The sequence below is a fragment of the Pseudacidovorax sp. RU35E genome (genome assembly GCF_900156165.1).
Classification (GTDB): domain Bacteria; phylum Pseudomonadota; class Gammaproteobacteria; order Burkholderiales; family Burkholderiaceae_C; genus Xenophilus.
Window position 1 is genome coordinate 120,245 of sequence record NZ_FTMY01000012.1, and the last position, 18,873, is coordinate 139,117.

Below are 18,873 nucleotides of genomic sequence, written 5' to 3' on the forward strand. Positions count from 1 at the left end.
ACGCTTTTCGCTCCGAACCGGTCGCTCGCGCCCGCCGGGAGCGTCAACACGTCCGCACTATCGACCCATCGATGACGTACGTCGTTCGGATCTCGCTGCCGCGAAGCCGAGCCGAGCCGAGCGCGATGACAACGCTCCGGGTGGCCCAGCACACCGTTACCAATCGATGGTGATTTGCCTGCAGCCCACTTCCTCGAACGGTCGCGGACCTTCCTGCGTCAGAAATTCGGCGTGCACGGGCTGGTTGTTCGAGCGCTTGAGGGTCGATCGCGCGCCACAAGCTGCACAAAGCGCTGCGAAGCCCTGAGCCGACCCGCGAAAGTTCGTTGCTCTGTTGGCATGGCCGCAAACACGGCATGTGCCCAGTTCGCACACCAGCCGAAGCGACTGGCGAAGTTTTGTCTTCGTCTCCTCGTTCGCCGTTGCGCGGTCTATGACGGCTTCCATCTCGCGCTGAACACCGAGCTCAAGGGGTTTGAAGAATTCGATGCCATGCCCGTGCGCCGCGACACCGTCGCCTGCTGTTGCACAAATAGCGCCCTGGAGTTGCGCAGGCACGGGCGCAACGCGGAACGGGAAGGCGCTCAGCACGCGCTTCAGGATCCAGCGCTCGATCACCAGTCGCACTCTTTCCACCACGTAGAACTGAAGCGGATTGAGCACGTTGACCTCACCGTCTGGGTCGCCCTCCGTCGACGATCCGTGGCAAAAGAACACCTGGTGGTCATCGCGTTGACTGGCCCAGGTCCGGTGGCCATGCCAGGCGGCCACCAGCCTCAGGCCATCCTTCACCTGTCCCTGCTCCCGCAGCTCCACACGGCAACCGCCGATTTCGCTGGACAGGTGCACGGTCCATGGACCGAAGCCAGCCGCAGTCTGCGCATTGGCCCGGACGAACATCTTGCTGGCCGACAACGCATGGCGAGCAAGCAGCGCGACGTAGCTTGCATATCGCTCGCCCAGTGCTTTTGCGGTCTCAAACGCCTGCGATGGTGTTCGCGCCGTGGCGTTGATGTTGGCGTGCGCAGCGATCCAGATCGGAGCTAGGTGCCGATAGCGGGCGTCGTGCTGCAGGATGTTGGTGCTCTTGAGCGAGGAAGGGACTCCGAGATGTTGAGGCACGCGCGTGTACAAGCCCGCGTGCTGCAACACTCTCACACCCTCACGCAACCTGATCAGCTGATCCAGGGTTCCCCGAACTCGCGCTGCCGCGTCCGGGTTATCGGCAAAGGAACGGCCCCAAAGCTCGCAGATGTCGTCTCGCAGTCGGTGGTCGAGTTGCTGGGCCTGCGACAGCAGCTGCGCATCATTGCATCGCGCCAGCAGCCCGCCCAGACTGGCGACTCTGCCGTTCAGAATGGCAAGGACGCGGTCAATGAGCCGGGCGTAGACGATGTTCTCGTAGATGGCGAGTTCGTCCTCGCTCACGAGCGACTTGACGCGCTTGGGCACGATGCCCGTGAGGCTGCGGCGACTCCAGTCTTGCGAGCGTGAGGCGAGGGTTGTCAGTGCGTCGGGTGCCAGCCGTTTCGCGCGCGACACAGACTGCAGCTCGACGTCATAGCGCATGTCCATGCGCGGCGACCTGGAAATGTCTTGCAGGTGACCGGCGTCCATCGCGCCATCCACCAGGCGCTCCACATCCAGCAGTGCCACGTGATCTTCGAGCTGCGCAGGCATGATCGGCGATGGAAGTGATTGGGTCGCAGTCGGGGACGCAGCCTGGGCGACCACGGCCTCGACGGCGTCGTCGATCGTTGGGTCTTGCGAGCGCCCGGCTCGCCCGTCGGCCACTGCGCGGAACGTCCTCGTCACGCGATCGCCGGCAAAGAGGCACTTGTTGTTGCCGTCGCTCCAGAGAATGTCACCCGGGTGCAGGTCCGCATGTCCGTTCAAGGTGCAGCGTGTTCGGACCTGATAGCGACCGGGCTCGACCTTGTCGGGCAGTTCGACCTCGACCCCCTCGTAGCGGTCCCACACCTTCATCAATGGCGCTCCAGCCTTTGAATATCCTTCTCCAGGGCTTTGAGGCATGACGCGGGCGAATCCCCGAGCCCGGCCTCGTGCCACAACTGCTCCAGCGCGTCCTGAACCTCGCGCAGGTCGTCGGCCGACTTGTTATGTCGCCCTGTGACCTTCCCGTCGCGAAACATTCTTGTCGCGAGCATGTGATCCAGCGCCAGGGCCGGCGTGCCCCCACACTCCAGCACGACCGGCAGGAAGCGAAGCAGCTGCTGCTCCAGACGGTGACCCCAGCCTTCGTTGAACTTGTCATTGAGCACCTTCGTCAGATCGCTGCCGTCGATGCGCTGAAGCAGTTGCCTGACTTGTTCCGCGTGCTTGACGCGCGCCTCCCGGAACTGCTCTGTCAGTTGGGAAAAGGACCAAATTGCCTTCGTCTTGGGACGCGGGAGCTTGCTCGTGCCAGGGGCGTGCTTGGGCAGTTCGAGAACGAATGCGCGGTCATGGGTCTTGTCTGCAAAGGCGTTAGTGGTCTCGTCGTGATTGGCCGTCCCGATGAACCAGACGTTGTCTGGAAGCAGGATCTGACGCCCATCTCTCAACAGGGATGGCGCGCCGCTTGCCGGGCGCGACTCCATCAGCGTGATGAGCCGCTTGTCGCTGGTGACCTCCATCTTGGACAGGAACTCTGCGAAATACTGCTCCGGGCGAGAGAGGTTCATCTCATCGAGCAGGATGACGTGGAGCATGTCCTTCTGGGCCTCGGTCTGCGCGCGGTAGAGTGCCTGCAGCGTGTCCTTCTCGTAGTAGCGCTTCTCGAACGCGTTGTAGTGACCGATCAGGTCATGCTGATCGCGCCATCCCGCTTGAACCGAGACGACCTGGCAGTGCGCGCCGATGGCGGCGCAGAATGCGGTGACGAGGCTTGTCTTGCCGGTGCCGCTGATGCCTTGCAGGATGTGCAGCTGGCTCATGGCCAAACCGCCCACGAAGAGCTGCAACACCTGCTTAGGAAAGAAGAGTTGCTTGCCGGCCTCGGCATACGCAATGCGCGATTGCAACTCGTCCACGAGCGTGCTCAGTGGCGGCGCAGACTCGGTCGTGACGCGCAGCACCAAGTCCTTGTCCATGCGCGACAGCTCGGGGAAGACAGTGCTCTCATTCGACTTCTCGACAAGCTCACCCACCTGCTGCTTGAGCTCCTGCACCGCCCTGCCCAAGAGGGCTTTGTGCTTCTCGAGCACAAGGCGGACCGTCTCGGCGTTCTCCCGCTCGGTGACCCCGAGCTCCCATCTTTGTGACTGCTCGCGCAGCTCCGAAAGCTCCGCCTTCTGCGCATCCAGGCGCTGCTGCAACACCTCGCAGCGTCCGCGCAGCGCCTTTGAATCGTCCTCGGACGCCCGATCGCGCAAGTCCTGCAACTCGCCCGCCAACTGCCTGTTCTGCAGGCGCAGTCGATCACGCTCGTCAAGCAGTGCCTGGGGATCGTCGCCCACCGCCTCGCGCAGGTGCTCCAGACCCTCCAGTTCAGTTTGCAGCGCATCCCTGACGCGACGCACTCGATCGGCCTCAGTTGTCGCCCGCGCCAGCTTCGACTCGACCTCGTCCACCCGCACCTGTGCTTGCTCGCGCGCCTGCTCCTGCACGCCTCTCTCACGCGTCTTGACAACCTCCTCCTCAAGATGAAGTTTTGCCTCCCGTCGGCGAATCTCCACTTCGCGCGTCGTCAGTTCAGCCTCCCTCTGAAGCAAGGCCTGCGCTTCCTGCGAAGCACTTTCTGTCAGCAACTTAGCATCCTGTCGCGCGCGCGCCATGAGCTCCTGGCGCTGCAGCGCAATGAGGCTCGGGAGTTCGTCGCGCTTCGCCTCTAGCTCGGCAATCTGTTCCTGAAGCACCGCGAGCGCGGCTTCGCGTTCCATCACGAGGCCTCCGCGCACCTGCGCCTCGCGCACCGCAAGCGCCTCGCGCGCGCTGACCAGTTCGCTGCGCGCCGTCATGTGATCCTCAAGTGTCTGATCCATGAGTGATCGGTCGGCCTCCAGCCGGACTCGCTCAAGCTCAAGCGCTTTACGCTGTTCCGCGAGCGCCTCCTCATCCTGGGCAAGGGACAGGCGCAGCGACTGCAGATCCTGTGCCTTTGTCTCATACGCCGCGTGCGCCTGCGCAGCATGCGTGCCCAAATGAACAAAAGATTCGATGAAGGGCTCGAACCGGTTCTGCTCATCGGACGGCAGCTTCTCCAGAAAATCCTTCACGGTCTGCTCGTTCCACACGGGAGGCGCCTGCTCGAGCGATTGCGCCGTGGCCTGGGCCGCCGGTAGAAAGCGCGCCAGCATGGACGAAACCGGCTTGGCCACCGCTGCAGGCGCGGGGATCGTGGAACGTGCGTACGGAGCGTTCTTGTTTGGCCGCTTGCCCATCTCTTGTAGGTCCTTGTCAGAATTTTTCGTAGAAAGTCATGGTCCACGCTACGGCGAACTCGGACGCAGCGAGTGCCGCCTCCGACGTCAGGCGCTGACCGCTGGCGTGGGTTCCCTTGTTGCGCGTGTCGATCAAGGTCAAAAGTCGATCCCATTGCGCCTGGGCGTCATTGAGTTCACGCAAGGGGTGATCTTCATGGCCGTGGGTGGCCAGCAGGCATGCGAAAAGCAGCGCCTTGAACGCCCTGTCTCGACGCTCTGCCGCAAGCCGGATACCACGGAAGGTCTGCCCCGCCAGCATGCGTCTGGCCTCTGGCGGCAGCGCGGCGCGCAGCGGCAGTTGCCCCAGAATCTGCTCGGCTGCGTCGCGGCTCGGACCGTCGCGGCTTAGCTCGACACTTCGCATCGGCCAGCGCACCAGCATCCATTGCACCAGTGCTTCCAGCAGCGAGCCGCACTCCTGGATCAGGCTGCCGAGCTCTTCCTGGGTCGGCCGGGGGGTGGCGCCCACCCTCGCCTGCTGACGCAACACCCTGGACAGATGTTCCCTGAGTAAGACCAAGTCCGAATGCGCCAGTGCCGACCAGACCGAGAGCTGCGCCTCCACATCGCGCTGAATCCGCGCCCCCAGGGCCTGGGCGGTCAGCGCCGACTCGTCCGCGGCCGGCACAAGGGACTGGATGACCTGCTCCAGGCCCCGGAAGTCATGGAGGCCGGCTTGCAAAGGTTCGCGCAACCAGCGCGCCACAGGCGTGATGCGCCAGGGATCCGTGACCAGCCAGGGGTGCACATCGTCCGGCTCGTGAATGAGCTCGCACCAGACGTAAGCCAGCGAAGGCTCGCCGCCCACGATCTCGAGGTCCTCGCTCTGAATCTCCGGAATGCTCTCGTCATCGCCGCCGGCCCGAAGCGCATCGCGCAGACCCTCTTGCCATGCCTTGAGCACGTCGGCCTTTCGAGGCTCGAGCACCTTGCATCGGCGCGGCAGCACGAAGGGGCGCACCTCCCGGCCCTCGTCCCGGCTCTCACGAAAGGCGGGGAACCTGCCCGGCGTCTCGCTGTCGGCCGGGCGGATGTCAGGCAGATCTTGACTCACGCGCGGCAGCCATTGCCCGAAGACGCCGTCCCGGAACGCGTATTGCAGCGTCACCATGCCTTTGCCGTCCAGTCCGCCGGACAGCAGGTCCTGCCCTGCCGGGGTCACGCGGGAATGCTCATCGACCCAGCCGTTGGGCAGGAGCTCCTGCGCAAGGATGAACGCAATCAGGTTCTCATCCAGACACAGCAGCTCGGCCATTCGCTGTCGATCCCGAATGCCGGCGAGCAGCAAGCCCAGGATGGCATCTTGGAAAGCATTGAGACCGCGACTGGTATCCGGCGCGAGCACCGTCCAGACTTCGACGGGCCACAGGAGCGCGCGCTTTCTCAACCGTGACCGCCGGGGCTCCCAGCGCAAGTAGCGATCACCCGACACGCGCAGCCTCCTTCTCGCAAAGCTCCAAAAGCGCACGAAGCTGCGGCACGGCCTGCCTTGCCGACGGGGACGTGAACATCCCCTGGTCGCCCACGGCGACCAGCAGGCGTCGCTGTCTGCTCATCGCGACGTTCAGCCGGTTGACGCTTCGCAGATGGCCGTACTTGCGGCTGGCCATCTTCTCGAAGCCTTCATCGTCGTCACCGTCTCGCTCTTGCAGATTCTGCGCATTGCTTCGCACGATCGAGAGAAACACCACGTCAAATTCCTTGCCTTGAAACGCGTCGACCGTTCCGACGCGAAGGCGCTCGCCGCCTTGCGCGCCCGTGGCGAATTCCTGCCGGATGCGCCAGCCTGCCGGGCCGCGCTCGGCGATGCCTTCCTGTGCCAGCTCGCGAAGGATCCGGTCACGCTGCGCCGCATAGAACGTGATGACACCAATGCTCTGGTCCGGCGGGAGTTGTTCGAGCAGGCGCTGGACCTCCTTGGCGACCCGGACCGCCTCGGGCGCCCGCCACCGGCTGCCGGTGTCAAGCCTTTCGTCGGCACCTGCGCGGGCGGGCACATCCACCCAGTGGCAAACGACGCTGCCATACCCCGCAACGGTCGGTGCAAAGTCCCAGGCCTCTCGGCCCGAGTGCACCTTGCCGAGACCGGCGGCCTCATAAAACTGCTCGCTGACGAAGTCGCCCAGCGTAGGGTGCATCCGGAACTGCTTGTCGAGCATCACGACACGGGGGATGTTGTCCACGGCCTCGCGGGCCTTGAACTGGCGCCACAGGCGCTCGAACAGGCTGTGCCGATAGGTGGCATCCTGAACCTGTTCCCCCCGCTCGACCCGAATCTCTTCCTCGATGACGGGATCCAGAATGTGAGGCAGCTGGCGATGGTCTCCCACGAGAACAATGCGTCGACGCGCCATGGCCATCGGCACGAACAAGTCCAGCGGGTTGGCTCGTGCAGCCTCATCGATGATCACGCTCTGGAACTGGATGGCCCCGGCCTGCTCGGGCGAGACACTCTTGAGCCGCGACATCATTTGGGAGGCCGACTGCTGACAGGTCGCCCCTACGATGGAGCTGTAGCTCTCGACCGAGCGGCGCACCCATGCCGGCCTCGATACCAGGGTGTCGGCGAAACGGCGGACGACCGCGAACGCGCCCGAGCGCGACTTCGCCACCCTGCTCGCGAGTTGCTCGCGCAATTCGGTCAGGAGCAGGATGGCGCTTTCGTCCAGAACCTTGCGCACTTTCGCGGGTCGGCGGTCGATGCGAAGAAGATCCAGCATGGCATTGCGCACCTGGCGAAGTTCTTCAAGCTGCGCGAGCGTGGGCACCGGTTCCTCCGAAAGCCGTTGCAGAACCTCGGCGTGAGGCGGTGAGAGCCACGGTGAATCTCCGGCCAGACGCAGCACCAGCAATGCGCGCAACTGGCCGTCGTCGCCGAAGGAGGTGGGCGACACGCGCAACGAACGCGTCGCGCGCACCAGCCGCTTTCGCTGGCTGCTTTCAAGACCTTGCGGCGAAACGGCCGTCAAGGTGCTCGACCCGGTGTCCAGATACGCGTCCCAGCGGCTGAGCCAGTCCAGCGTGGGACGGACCGCGGCCGCCTCCGAGAGTTCGTCCAACAGCCTCGCGAGCTGCTTGAACTTGTGCGCGCGCAGTTCGGCAGGTGCACCGGCAATGAGAAGTTCGTCAAGCAGGATGTCGAGTTCGCGCAGCACCTGCGCGCTGGGATCTTGTTCGCGCAGCAGTTCCAGCTGCGCGCGCACCTTGTCGTGCTGTGAGTGCCGCCAGCCCTCCACGGGATCCATGCCTTCATGGCGCCCGGCATCGACCTTGACGGGGGGCAGCCCGTACACATCCGTGCGCGCCAGGGCGTTCTCGACCGCGTCGTGCTGAAAACTGGAGATGAGCACCTGCTGCGCGATCTCGCGGCCTTCATTGAGCTCGGCCAATGCGCGCTCGAGCGCCGCGATGACCTGGGTCTTTCCCGTGCCTGGGGGACCAATGATCAACGCGACGTCAGGCGTTTCCAGGGCGACCTTGATCGCAAGCTCCTGCGTTTCCGTGGGCTCGCCCGACTTGAAACTTCTTCTTGCGTACGCCGACAGCTCCCCCATCTTGGAGCGCCGCTGCCGAGGCAGTGCCGCGTTTTGCAGCAGGCGATTGAGTGTCGGCACGCCCAGTCCGGACTCGATGGCACGCCGCGCGCGGTCGCGGCGTTGCTGCTGGGTCCGGTTGCCCGTGAGCGAGAGACACGCGAAGCCTGTCGAAGGTGGCACCTGCAAGCTGTCGGTCTCGAGGACCAGTCCTTCCGCCGTGAAGCGCGGTCTCGCGCTGATGCGTTTGCGCCGGTCCGACGTGCTCAGGTCGGTGTAGCGCTGTGATTCCCAATCCGGCGCCACCTCGTCCAGCTCAATCTGATCATCCTCGCGCGCGTGCTCCTGCCAGGCTTCTCCGAACGCGGCCAGCGCCTTGTCATCGATGGAAAGCCGCCAGCCGCCACCTTCTTCGCTCAAGGGCCGGCAAGCGGTGTACCGCACGGCCCGAACGGCGGCTGCGCGCGCCACGTCCCGCCCCCATTCCTTCTCGCTGTAGAGGCGCCACAGGTCCAGATAGGCACCATAGCTGGTCACCGCGCTGTCAAGCAAGGTCCGCTCAAGGCCCGACGCCTGGGCAAAGGCCTGCGACTCATCAACGAACGTGATGTTTCCCTCGAGGAGCGCGATGGGGGCCAGCGGATTGCGCGGTCGATCGACGACGCGCTCGACCATCATCGGGCCGTCGCCGGCGCTCTTGAGATCCACCTGGTAGCGGCGGCCGTTGAGCTGCAGCGCGCGGCCGTCACCGCGGGCGTGGATCACCGCGAACACCCGCGTGATCCCGGGCAAGACACCATCGAGTACGAACTCCTCGTTCAGCCACAACACCGCATCGGCGACATCCGGGCTGGTAATGAATTGCTTTCTGTGCAGCTCGTCCGCCACCAACTGGTCGACACGCAGCTCCAAGCGAGCGAGCGTGGTTGCGCTAACCGGGACCATGCAGCGGAGGCCGACCTGGTTCGACTTTGCGCGTACCAGCAGCCAGAGCACCTCGACGTTGGCCGCGTGCTGCTCCATGCTTCCCGATCGAGGTCCCGGCTCCAGGCGCACCACGTGCTCGCCCTGGCGCATCTGAACACTGTCTTGCTCGACGCGCAGAACCACCTCTTCGTTCAAGCGCCACTCGCCCGGATCAAAAACACGGGCTGCGGGGCGTGCGAGCAGGACGTGTGACTGCAGCAGGAAGGATTCATGCAGTTTCATGCGCGATCACCAGGTCAGGCGCCACACGCCATGCGGTTTCTCCAGGGGACCCAGATGCAGAGCCAGACGGGCACCGCGTCGCTCGAGCGCGACTTGTCCGCGCAGGGACTGCAGCGTCTTTCCGACCTGCAGGGTCAGCTCGGCTCCTTTGTCCACCTCGACGATCAGCGAGCCATCCCGAATCCACACACGGGCGAACTGCTGGCTGTCCACGTAGGTTGCGGCGCCTGGCGGCGAGCGCCGAATCGGCACCGGCGAGGCCCCGATCACCTGAACGTGGCCCGTGCGGGTCCACTGGTCCTCAGGGCGTGCGTCCTCGCCAAGGAGCGCGCAGTGAACATAGACCAGGTGATCCATCACGACCACCGGATTGGCATCGGTCGGCGAATGCCCGCAGAACGGGCATTGCTGCGCGCTTGACCAGACAAAGGCATGGCCACAGCCGGCCTCGACATGTTCGCAACGGACCACCCGTGCGACCGCCGCCTCCAGCACTTCCGCCCACTGTGCCATGCCGGGGCGACACTCGGGATCGATCAGTCCCCCTTGAAAGCAGCACCGGAACAGTGCGCGCAGCGCCGGGGTGCACACGCTGTCCCTGGGAATACCCACGAGCGCGCGATTGCGCTCGTCGCCGTCGTGATCAACCCAGGGAATGTCTCCACGAAAGGCCGCAGCTTCGAGCTCGCTGTCCTGGTCCACCTGCTGCCCGCTCTTGAAGGGATGCAGCAGCGTGAGCATCTGGAATGCCATGACCGCGAAGCTCCAGATGTCGGTGTACGTGCTGATTCCGCGGTCGCCGCGAAAGACCTCGGGTGCACCGTAGTCCGGGGTGTAGATCTGAAGCTCGCTGTTCCTCACTGCGTAGGTCAGGTTGTCGCAGTCGATCAGCCAGATCTGGTCGTGCGCGATCGAGTTCGAAATGAAAACATTCCCTGGCGAGAGATCTCCGTGGGCAATGCCCAGGCCATGAAGCTTCGCGAGCACGCGCGCCAGGCGCGCGAGCAGTCGCAGGCGTCGCTCGAGGCCGCCGGTGGCGATGTAGCCCTCCTCTTGCTGCTGCTGTGCCTGCCTGAGCATGTCCTCCATCGGGCCGAGCCCGTCCATCAGCTCCATCACGTAACCCGGTCGCGGCTGCGTAATCAGGGCGACGGGCATGGCAATGGGAAGCAGGTTCTCCTCGATCGGCATCCGTTGCACGGCCGCGATCCGACGCAGCCAGTCCTGCGCCCTCGGATCGCCTTGTGCGAACCTGCTGACCTTGACGAGGTAGCGCGCATCTTGCGTCGGACACACGATGCCCTGCCCGCCCTGCGCGATGCGCTTCTTCAGTTCATAGATGCCGCCCCTGTCATCAACGGCGAGCTGCTTGCGCGTGCCCGGGCTTCGGGCAGGTGCTGTGGCATGGGTCATGTCGTTTTGTCCAGAAAGATGGCGGCCAGTGTCTTGTCGTCCAGATGCGCCGGCGTCGCCCAGTGGGTGAGCTCGCGGCGCAGCCACTCGCGCGCCCCGCGACGGGAGCGCTTGCCGAGTGCGCTGCGTACGGCGCTGGCGAAGCCGGGGATCAGCCCGGGCGCGATGTCGTCGGCGATGCCGTCGGTCATGAGCAGCAGCATGTCCTGCGGGGCGCTGAGCACGAGTTCGGCCGACTGCCAGGCCGACCAGGCCTTGTCCACGCCCAGCGCTCGTGTCTCATTGCCGAATCCGGGGCGCGCCGGTGTGAGGACCCGGACCGTGCCGTTGACGACGCCCACGATCAGCCCATCGCCAATCTGCCAGACTCGCGCACGCCCGCGGGCATCACAGATGGCGAGCAGCAGCGTGGTGGCCGCGAGCGACTTGTCGTGCCAGGGGATGGCGCGCGTCCACCGCCGGTGTATTTCGGCGGCCACGTCACGCGCGGGCCGGTCATGCCAGGCCGCATCACGCCTCCAGCCTCGCACCACGGCCTGCGCCGACTGAACGGCGACCCGCGCACCGCGGGCCGCGTGCGTGCGCGATCCCAGCCCGTCGGCCACGGCGACGATCCATCCGCCGCGCCAACCCCGTACCGAATGGGCGTCTTGGCAATCCTCGCCGCGCACCAGATGCCCGGGCCCGGTGACACTGGCGCCCACCGCGCGCAGCATCAGATCGCGTCCAGATCGAGGTCGTCGTCGGGCACTTCGTTCAGGTCGAGTATGAGGGCCGTGTCGGGGGTCGGACTGGAGGAACGGGCAACGACGCTCATCGTGACGGCTTGGAAGAAGCGTTGAATGTCCCGGGCCTCGTGCGCCTTGAAAACCGGCGCCTCCGGATGATTTGCAAACCGCTGGAGCACGTCCGTGTCTGCGTCCGCACCAATCGCCATGGCGATGCGCGATGCCTTGCAGGCGCGTTCACTCGCCTGAAGTGCTGCCAGTGATTTCTCCCAGTCGTCCGTCGGCACGCCGTCGGACACCAGCACCAGCACGGGCCGGTAGGCCCTGGCAGGGATCCGCTCTGGGTCCTCCAGAAGCTCACGCGCCAGTTCGAAGGCGCCGCCCATGGGCGTCGTGCCGGCGGCGGTGAAGGCCTTGACGTTCTGGACCGCCTGCGCGTCGACCAGCGGCAGGTGCAACTGCGCCTGCTTCCCGCCAAAAGTGATCAGACCGACCTGGATCCGCGCGCGCAGCTGAGACTCGCGGGCGAAGCTGGCCAGCATCTGCCGAATTGCCGTATTGAGCGCCTCGATCTTGCCGTTCTCATCCATGCTCCCGCTCACGTCGGCGAGGATGATCACGGGAAAGGGGCGGGGCTGCGGCGCGGCGAACGCGCTGAGTCTGGAGCCACCGGGGCGCGTGGGGGTCGGTGCCGGCGCCGGACTGGGAGATGCATTCATCTGCTTGTCTACTTGGTTTCGAATGATGGAGGCGTTGAAGTAACGGCTCTCGTTGTCTTCGTTCATGCTGGCCCAGCCCATGTCTTGCTCCTTGTCGACGGTTCGATGATCGGTCAGTGGTGGGTCGTCTTGCGCTCACGGCGCAAAGCACGTGGCGAAGACTTGATGGCATGCAGGTCATGGCTGCGGTAGGTCGTCACGACCTGCCCCTCCTGGGAGACCAGCACCTGCAGCCCTGCGGCCGCGCCCAGGTCGACGCCCTGCGCCGCAAACTTGCGCACCTCCTTGTGTCCGATCACGAAGAAGGTGAGTCCCCTGGCGTGAATCGCCCGGCCATACGCGAGCACGGCGTCCACGTCATCCAGCGTGATGCCTCGCTGCTGCATGCGGGTGCTTGCGTGGCGAGTTAGGCCGGGCACACAGGCGGGCACGGGCATCGAAGCGGTCAAGGATTTCATGATGGCCTCCAGAGGATGTGTGATCTCTGTTGCGAAGATCATTCCATGCCTGAACCACTGAATCATTCCTTTCAAATCAACAAGTTAGGCTTAAACAAGTCAACGGAAAATAAACAAATCATCGTTTAACGTAATTTTTCTTACTTGCTTGTGCGTTTCGAAAAGGGCGTCATCCCTAGCTGGGTCATGCGGTTGTCCAGGGTCTGAAAGCTGGACAGCCCCACCAGCCGAGCGGCCGCCGTCTTGACCCCCCGCGCTTGCTCGAGCGCGCGCGTGATGTAACTGCGCGACACCTCATCGAGCACGTCCTGAAGGCTGAAGCCGGGCGTAAGCGGCCGGTCGAGCACACTCGGTCGCCCCTGCGCGGGCTGCAAGATGGCTGCAGCCGCGTCCGCCGCGTCAATGCGAGGGCCCGGCGACCAGATCGAGGCCCGCACAAGGGTGTGATAGAGCTCGCGCACGTTGCCAGGCCAACTGTGGGACAGCAGCAAGGCTCTGGCCTCGGGCGTCAGGGCTTTTTCCTGGGCTTCGGGCCGCCCCTTGGCATCCGCGTTGATGCGCGCCAGAAACGCATCCAGCAGCAGTTCGATGTCGGCGCCCCGTTCACGTAGCGGCGGCAGTCGCAGGATCCCGACGGCGAGACGGTGAAACAGATCCTCCCGAAAGCGTCCGCTCGCCACATCTGCGCTCAGGTCCCGATGCGTGGCGGCAATCACGCGTGTGTCCACCTTGACCGGTGACGACTGGCCCAAAGGCGTGACCTCCCCGGCCTGCAACACGCGAAGCAGGCGCACCTGAGCATCTAGGGGCAGTTCTCCAATCTCGTCCAGGAACAGCGTGCCGCCGTCGGCCTCCCGAAAATGCCCTTTACGCTCGGACCTAGCGCCGGTGAATGCCCCGGCCTTGTGCCCGAACAGTTCCGAGTTCGCCAGTTCGGGGGAGATGGCGCCGCAGTTGACCGCCAGGTAGGGTCGGGATTTCCTGGCGCTCGTCGCATGGATGGCTTCCGCAAACAGTTCCTTGCCGGTGCCGGTCTCGCCCAGGACGAGCACGGGCACGTCATAAACCGCGATTCGGCGCGCCAGCGCGATCTGCTCGCCCATGCTCGGGCTCGCATGCAGGATCTTGTCAAAGGGCGCGCCGGGGTCTTTCGGACCGGCTGTCAGCCGGTCAATGCGCTCGCCCGAGCGCTGGAGAAACTCGGGCAGGAAGTCGCTCGTGAGATCGAAGCGGAAATCCACGCGCTCGAGCCCGCGTTCGCGCGACGTTTGAATAAGCGTTGCGGGAAACCTGGTTTTGGCCAGAATGATCCAGATGGCCGCCATGGCCGGCGTTCCCGGGCTCAGATGGAACGTGAGGGCCACGTCCTCACGCGGTAGCCCGGCCGCCTTTAGGTTCTTCGACACCTCTTCGTAGATCGATGCGTAGTCGATGGGACTTCTGAGTGCAATCTCGAAAAGATCGACCGCATCTTCGCGATAGCCGAGTTTGTCCTGCAGCCACTCACAGTACGCTTGACTTTGCGCGAAAGGATAGTTGGTCAGCAGGTAGATGTGATCAAAGCGCCTGGATTCGGCCAAGGCGGTGGCAATGGGGCCGAGTTCGACGCCGCCCACGCCTCGCGCGGCATCGTGATCCGTGCGACCGATCCAGGCCACCAGCCAGGTTTTGCTCGTCATGAGTCATGATAAGCAAAGGCAATGGGAATGTAACTATTCTTATCAGGCTCCACGGTTATCGACGCACGCCTGACGGTGCACGACATATGCGCCGGCCCAGGGAGGAAGAACTGGGTCGGCGCCAAGGCGTGGCCGAGTTGTAGTCTGAGCTAGAAAACACTAGGCGAGACTTACCGCGGGGTTGCTTGCCTTTGCTCAACCCGTGATCGGCTCTAGTTTTCCGTGTTTGAGACCTGCTCGGCCCATCTGCATTGGGGTGCCAGGCGGCTGGGGCGTCAACGAGGGCGACGAGGGCGGCAGGCCGCCGCCCTCGGTCAGTATCGGCTAATGTCCGCCCAAACAGATTCAGGCCGGTAGGCCCCCGGGCGGCGTCGACGACAGGACTCGCGCAGCTTCGGCCAGAAAGTGGTGTTCTTGCACCATGCGATCGCTGCAGACGCCAATGCGCTCCGCGTAGCGGCGGTTCATGCCGGCAAATACGTCCAGCACCACTGCACCAAGTGCCTGCTGAGGCAGCAGGTTGGTAAATCGATACAGGTCTGCTGCGAGCGCAGCCTCGGAGTTGGACGCCGCAAACGACACGCCAGCGTCGTTGACGGCTACGCGCATAGAGCACAGGGCCCAGAAGCAGGTCGCCCAACACTCGAGCACGTCTTCTGGAAGGCCTCGGCCGTCGTCAGACTCAAGCTGAAGGCTCTTGATGAGCGGCATACGGGTCCCGACGTGGTCGCGGAAGAAGTCGTAGAGCAACCGCCCCACGAGGCGCCGCCAGCTTGCATCACCGCTCGAGGGAAGCACCTGCCGACGGCGAACCTTGACGTTCAAATCTTTCGGTCGTAAGTCCGCCTTCATGCTGCCGGCGCCCAGTACCACCACGAGGAGCGCCCGAAGTCGAAGCAGGTCAACCACGCCCAGCGGATGGTCCTGGCCTTGTATGCGCAAGCCTTTGAGGAAGGCCTCGACACCGTCGACGATGCTTCGCTGGGTGTCCTGAACGTAGCGCTGACGCCGCTCCAGTTGCCGCTTCGCCTCGACCTCCTGATTGGCCTGGGCACCGGCAGCGCTGGACGGCGCCATGTCGCCAGACTCCACGGCAGATCCGCCGTCTGCTGTTTCATCCCCAAGGCCCAGATTGGGTGGAGGCGTCTCGTCGTCCAGTCCATCCAAGACGTCCAAGGCTGCACTCTTGCCAATGAGCGCATTCAGGAAGCCTCTCACCGATTCGTGATGAGTCGACGCCAGATGGCTGCCCGCCGAGGTGGCCCCGTCATCCTCAGACCGTCTACCCGCGACGAAGTCTTCGTAGGGCAGCACGCGCGCGTCCAGCGCAGGCTCGGCGACGGCCTTCTGCTGAGGTGTTTGCTCGGCTGTGCTGCGAGGTCCGCGCATCTCGCGTTCGGCTTCCGTGAGCCGCTGAATTACATCCAACAGCCAGAGGCCCTCGTAGGCGTCATCGTCATCGAGCAGTTCCAGAGCGCTCTCTGCGAGACGGCCGGCCGCCCTTCGTTGTGCTTGATGAATAGCCTGCTCAACAACCACGACGGCCAGGGAAGACTCGAAATCTTCTGAGCGAACTTGCGCGAAGTGTGGGGCGACGGTGCCGTCGAAGCGATAGATCGCGGGACTGCTCTGGTCACCAACGCGGCTTAGATTGCCTGCAACTGGCTCTGCGAGTTGGTCGAGGAGGTGGATGTCGGCCATATCTGTTGCCAGACTTGCGGGAGGCCACCAGCGCAGCAAGTCGCCCGACAACTCGAATCTCCCCGCAAGTCTAGCCTCGAGGTCTGACAACGGTATGTCGTCGCCTAGGCTGATCGTGGGCACCTTTGCTGGGTCGAGTTCTTCTCCCATTGAGAGGACCCCGTCGAGGCCGAGTAGTGGAACGGCCTCTCCCGCTGGCAGTTCGCGCACTAGGCACGCCTCCTCGTTGACGCCAGCCTGAGCAGGCGTGCCAAGCGCCGCTTCAGTGCAGTTCGCGCTGCCAAACAAGATGACGTCGCGGTCGGCCGCTTCGGCAATGATGAGCTTCGCGTGCGCAAACCTGCTGACCGCACCCGGTGCAGCGCTCACGTCAAAGAGCTTGAACGCTTCCGAGGTCGGATGGGCATGGACTGGATACAAGGCCGCTTTAGGCTGAATCAGCACCATGGTTTCGCGGGCACCGAAGCGAGCTTGAAGATTGCGTAGCGATCGCAGATCGTGGTCCCAATACGGGCTCGCAACCACCAGGCGCTTCACCGCGAGGTTGCCGATGAACTCGGCAAACCACTGCCCGATGCCCTTTGCATCGTGCCTAGCCAGGAAGGCAAGCCGCATCCCTTCCTGCAGGTCGATGACCGCTTCAGAGGAAGCCGATGTAGGCAGCCAGCGCGTCCGTTTAATCGCCCATTCAACCTGGCGTCGAGCGACAGACCCGGGGGCTAGGAACTTCAGAAGGTAGTCGACTGCCGCTCGGAGCAGCGGCGCAGCCAGCATGTTGCCCTCGGCGACTGAAACCTCGCCGGCGACCTCCAGATTGCCTGCCAGCCCGGCCGCAGTCATGTTGGCCGAACTCACCAGCAGCCGTCCTGAAGTCTTGCCCAACTGCAGGCTCACCTTGGGATGGAAGACGCCGGCGCAATGCGCCCCAACGACCGAGTAGCGTCTGCCTGCGAATCTCGGACGGCGCGCCTCGTCTGTCAGGGCCTGCGAGAGCATGCGAGCATCGGCCACAACCACGTTGTTGTTGCAGCCGGCGTCGCGCAGCCGCGGCAATGCAATGGCCTCGTACGCATCGAAGTCGATACCGAAGGTCGAGATGATGCTGCTATGGAAGCCGCCTGCGGCAAAGTAGTTGAAGAGCTTCATGCCGCTTGGATCAGGCGTGATCCGGCCGCGGTAGTGCCGCCGGCGTTCAGCAGGTGGATGTCTTCAAGGAACGCGATGGCCGAGGACAGGCGTGGGTTGGTCAGCACGGGCCCGTCTTTCTGTCGAAGGCGTACACGCCCATCGTCCGACTCAAGCAAGAAGGTGTAATCGCCCGCGCCTCTGAATTTCTGGATGGCGACCCACAGGTGACGGTCAAGCACTCGTTGCCGGACGATGCGAGCGAGCAACGCCAGCAGGGGGGCGTCGGCATGCGAATTGAGGAAGGGCAGTTCCGTCACGATGGAGCGAAGAAAGCTCCCTTCCGCCAACACGGGCAGTTCACGGGCAACGCGCTCGATCAGGCCGTGGAAGCGCTTGTGGAGTACGGCAAGCAGCAAAACCGCGGAGCGCGCAGAGTCATCGCTCGTGAGCGCCTCCAGTCTCGCGCTACGCAGCACAGCTCGTTGCAGCGACAGTTCGCTCATCGTCTCCTCGATGGACGTCGGGTCAATTGCAAGCGCCAACGAGTCGCACAGATCGTCCCAGGACCCAGCGGCATAGTCGTCAAGGGTTGACATCAGCCGATGGGCGGTCTGACCCACAAGGGTCTCGAATAGCATCCCGGTTGGCGAGCCGCCGAGAACGTCGAGGGACAGTTTGAGGATGGTCTCGTAGCACAGGTGCAGAAGGTCATTGGCCTGGTACACCGCCCAGGCAAATCGCTGCTTGTCCTCGTCAAGGTCGAGCGCCGAGAAGGGGGCCACCACACTGCACTGAGAGGCGTACAGAGACCAGCGCAGCGCGTCGACTCTTACCGAACTGCCATGGTCTTCTGCAATTCTGAGCACCAGACGCAGGCTGTGACCGCGTGAGGCTGCTCGCGCTCGTTCGCCATGAGCACCTGAGAGCAGCAAGTGCTCGTACAGTTCCCGCTCGGTGCCGTCGGCAGCAATGCGCGAAGGAAGCATCGCCGGAAGCGCCGCCAGACCTCGCTTGTTGATGACCCCGGCATGAACTGCGGCCATAAAGACATCTGCGGCTGCACCGATAGCCGCTTGAAACGCTTCAGCCAACTTGTCGCCGATCTGGCGTGTTGGCACTGGCACGTCATGGCCGGGCACAGCCTCAAGCACGCCGATGTCAAAGAGTTGGCTTCCATACGCTGCGCCAAAAGCGCCGAACTTCTGTTTCAGATACTGGGGTTCACCTTCTGCTCGGTCAGTCGCAGTATGGAAGTCGACGTCGTCCCCGGATTCGGCCAGAGCGCGTGTTGCCCAGTCCACGCCGGCCACCCCTCGCTCGCCGCCAGCGTGCACAGAGGCCAGCGCGTACATGGCTTCCGCGCGCCTAAGGTATATGCACCACTGTTCGACGGAGGTGTTTCCAATATCCCGTGCATAGCGCTGGGCCAACCAGGCATAGAGACCGTAGTACCGCATGCGCAGGGTCACGTTGCTGATACCCGGTACTAACTGCTGGTACAGCGCGACGCTCGTCGTCTGCATGCCCAGAGGGTCCAGCCCACGCTTCTCGGCTTTCGTCGTCCACTGCGGAGAGCCCAGGCCGCCGCCTGAAGTTGCCATGGTTCTTCGTTCCTTCCGTACGGTTGAAGGTTGCACGCGCGCGTGAGGAGCACGCGTATTAGGCCAGACTACGTCACCAAAGCAGTTGCTGCGATGGATGGCTGTTTTCGGTGACGGTCTGCGCCTGAGATCGGAAGGCGGCCCATGGCCGAAGTATGCCGCTTGCGAGACGCAGCAATCGATCGTGCAGCGGGCGGCTGATTGGATTCTCTCGACAACGCCGCGCAGCGTGGGAGACCACCACCTTCAGATCTCGGTCTGATCTGATATCTCAAGGGTG

The 18,873-nt window shown here is 64.0% G+C and carries 11 protein-coding genes; all 11 read right to left on the bottom strand.

What is annotated here, in order from left to right; translation table 11 throughout:
- Nucleotides 1-156: 156 nt before the first annotated feature.
- Nucleotides 157-1,986: a hypothetical protein gene (locus tag BXA03_RS20520; RefSeq protein ID WP_076511052.1), complete on the bottom strand. Its 1,830-nt coding sequence runs from the start codon at nt 1,984-1,986 to the stop codon at nt 157-159.
- Nucleotides 1,986-4,382 carry an AAA family ATPase gene (locus tag BXA03_RS20525; protein WP_234983772.1) on the bottom strand — a complete coding sequence of 799 codons (2,397 nt, stop codon included), beginning with the start codon at nt 4,380-4,382 and terminating at the stop codon, nt 1,986-1,988. Before BXA03_RS20525 ends, BXA03_RS20520 begins: the two co-directional genes overlap by 1 nt.
- 16 nt (nt 4,383-4,398) lie before the next feature.
- Nucleotides 4,399-5,856 carry a hypothetical protein gene (locus tag BXA03_RS20530; RefSeq protein ID WP_076511054.1) on the bottom strand — a complete coding sequence of 486 codons (1,458 nt, stop codon included), beginning with the start codon at nt 5,854-5,856 and terminating at the stop codon, nt 4,399-4,401.
- A complete protein-coding gene (locus tag BXA03_RS20535; RefSeq protein ID WP_076511055.1) occupies nt 5,846-9,166 on the bottom strand; it encodes a DEAD/DEAH box helicase in 3,321 nt (1,106 codons plus the stop codon). The genes BXA03_RS20530 and BXA03_RS20535 overlap by 11 nt, the downstream gene beginning before the upstream one ends.
- Before the next feature lie 6 nt (nt 9,167-9,172).
- Nucleotides 9,173-10,579: a protein kinase domain-containing protein gene (locus BXA03_RS20540; RefSeq protein WP_076511056.1), complete on the bottom strand. Its 1,407-nt coding sequence runs from the start codon at nt 10,577-10,579 to the stop codon at nt 9,173-9,175.
- Nucleotides 10,576-11,295 (bottom strand): PP2C family serine/threonine-protein phosphatase, encoded by a 720-nt coding sequence (locus BXA03_RS20545; RefSeq protein WP_083716204.1) that lies wholly within the window; start codon nt 11,293-11,295, stop codon nt 10,576-10,578. The genes BXA03_RS20540 and BXA03_RS20545 overlap by 4 nt, the downstream gene beginning before the upstream one ends.
- The gene (locus BXA03_RS20550) at nt 11,295-12,107 is read right to left on the bottom strand and encodes a vWA domain-containing protein (protein ID WP_234983773.1); all 813 of its coding nucleotides are present in this window, start codon (nt 12,105-12,107) and stop codon (nt 11,295-11,297) included. The genes BXA03_RS20545 and BXA03_RS20550 overlap by 1 nt, the downstream gene beginning before the upstream one ends.
- Nucleotides 12,108-12,139: 32 nt before the next feature.
- A complete protein-coding gene (locus tag BXA03_RS20555) occupies nt 12,140-12,550 on the bottom strand; it encodes a DUF4258 domain-containing protein (RefSeq protein ID WP_234983774.1) in 411 nt (136 codons plus the stop codon).
- A 74-nt stretch (nt 12,551-12,624) separates the two neighbouring features.
- Nucleotides 12,625-14,163, bottom strand: a complete 1,539-nt coding sequence (locus tag BXA03_RS20560; protein WP_076511058.1) for a sigma-54 interaction domain-containing protein — start codon at nt 14,161-14,163, stop codon at nt 12,625-12,627.
- Between the two features lie 345 nt (nt 14,164-14,508).
- Nucleotides 14,509-17,010 carry a phospholipase D-like domain-containing protein gene (locus tag BXA03_RS20565; RefSeq protein ID WP_076511059.1) on the bottom strand — a complete coding sequence of 834 codons (2,502 nt, stop codon included), beginning with the start codon at nt 17,008-17,010 and terminating at the stop codon, nt 14,509-14,511.
- Nucleotides 17,007-18,593 carry a hypothetical protein gene (locus tag BXA03_RS20570; protein ID WP_076511060.1) on the bottom strand — a complete coding sequence of 529 codons (1,587 nt, stop codon included), beginning with the start codon at nt 18,591-18,593 and terminating at the stop codon, nt 17,007-17,009. Before BXA03_RS20570 ends, BXA03_RS20565 begins: the two co-directional genes overlap by 4 nt.
- Between the last annotated feature and the right edge of the window lie 280 nt (nt 18,594-18,873).

What these genes read in the sequence shown, in the direction of transcription:
- BXA03_RS20520 (WP_076511052.1), bottom strand. Translation starts at nt 1,986, where the DNA reads ATGAAGGTGTGGGACCGCTACGAGGGGGTCGAGGTCGAACTGCCCGAC.
- BXA03_RS20525 (WP_234983772.1), bottom strand. Translation starts at nt 4,382, where the DNA reads ATGGGCAAGCGGCCAAACAAGAACGCTCCGTACGCACGTTCCACGATC.
- BXA03_RS20535 (WP_076511055.1), bottom strand. Translation starts at nt 9,166, where the DNA reads ATGAAACTGCATGAATCCTTCCTGCTGCAGTCACACGTCCTGCTCGCA.
- BXA03_RS20540 (WP_076511056.1), bottom strand. Translation starts at nt 10,579, where the DNA reads ATGACCCATGCCACAGCACCTGCCCGAAGCCCGGGCACGCGCAAGCAG.
- BXA03_RS20545 (WP_083716204.1), bottom strand. Translation starts at nt 11,295, where the DNA reads ATGCTGCGCGCGGTGGGCGCCAGTGTCACCGGGCCCGGGCATCTGGTG.
- BXA03_RS20550 (WP_234983773.1), bottom strand. Translation starts at nt 12,107, where the DNA reads ATGGGCTGGGCCAGCATGAACGAAGACAACGAGAGCCGTTACTTCAAC.
- BXA03_RS20555 (WP_234983774.1), bottom strand. Translation starts at nt 12,550, where the DNA reads ATGATTCAGTGGTTCAGGCATGGAATGATCTTCGCAACAGAGATCACA.
- BXA03_RS20560 (WP_076511058.1), bottom strand. Translation starts at nt 14,163, where the DNA reads ATGACGAGCAAAACCTGGCTGGTGGCCTGGATCGGTCGCACGGATCAC.
- BXA03_RS20565 (WP_076511059.1), bottom strand. Translation starts at nt 17,010, where the DNA reads ATGAAGCTCTTCAACTACTTTGCCGCAGGCGGCTTCCATAGCAGCATC.
- BXA03_RS20570 (WP_076511060.1), bottom strand. Translation starts at nt 18,593, where the DNA reads ATGGCAACTTCAGGCGGCGGCCTGGGCTCTCCGCAGTGGACGACGAAA.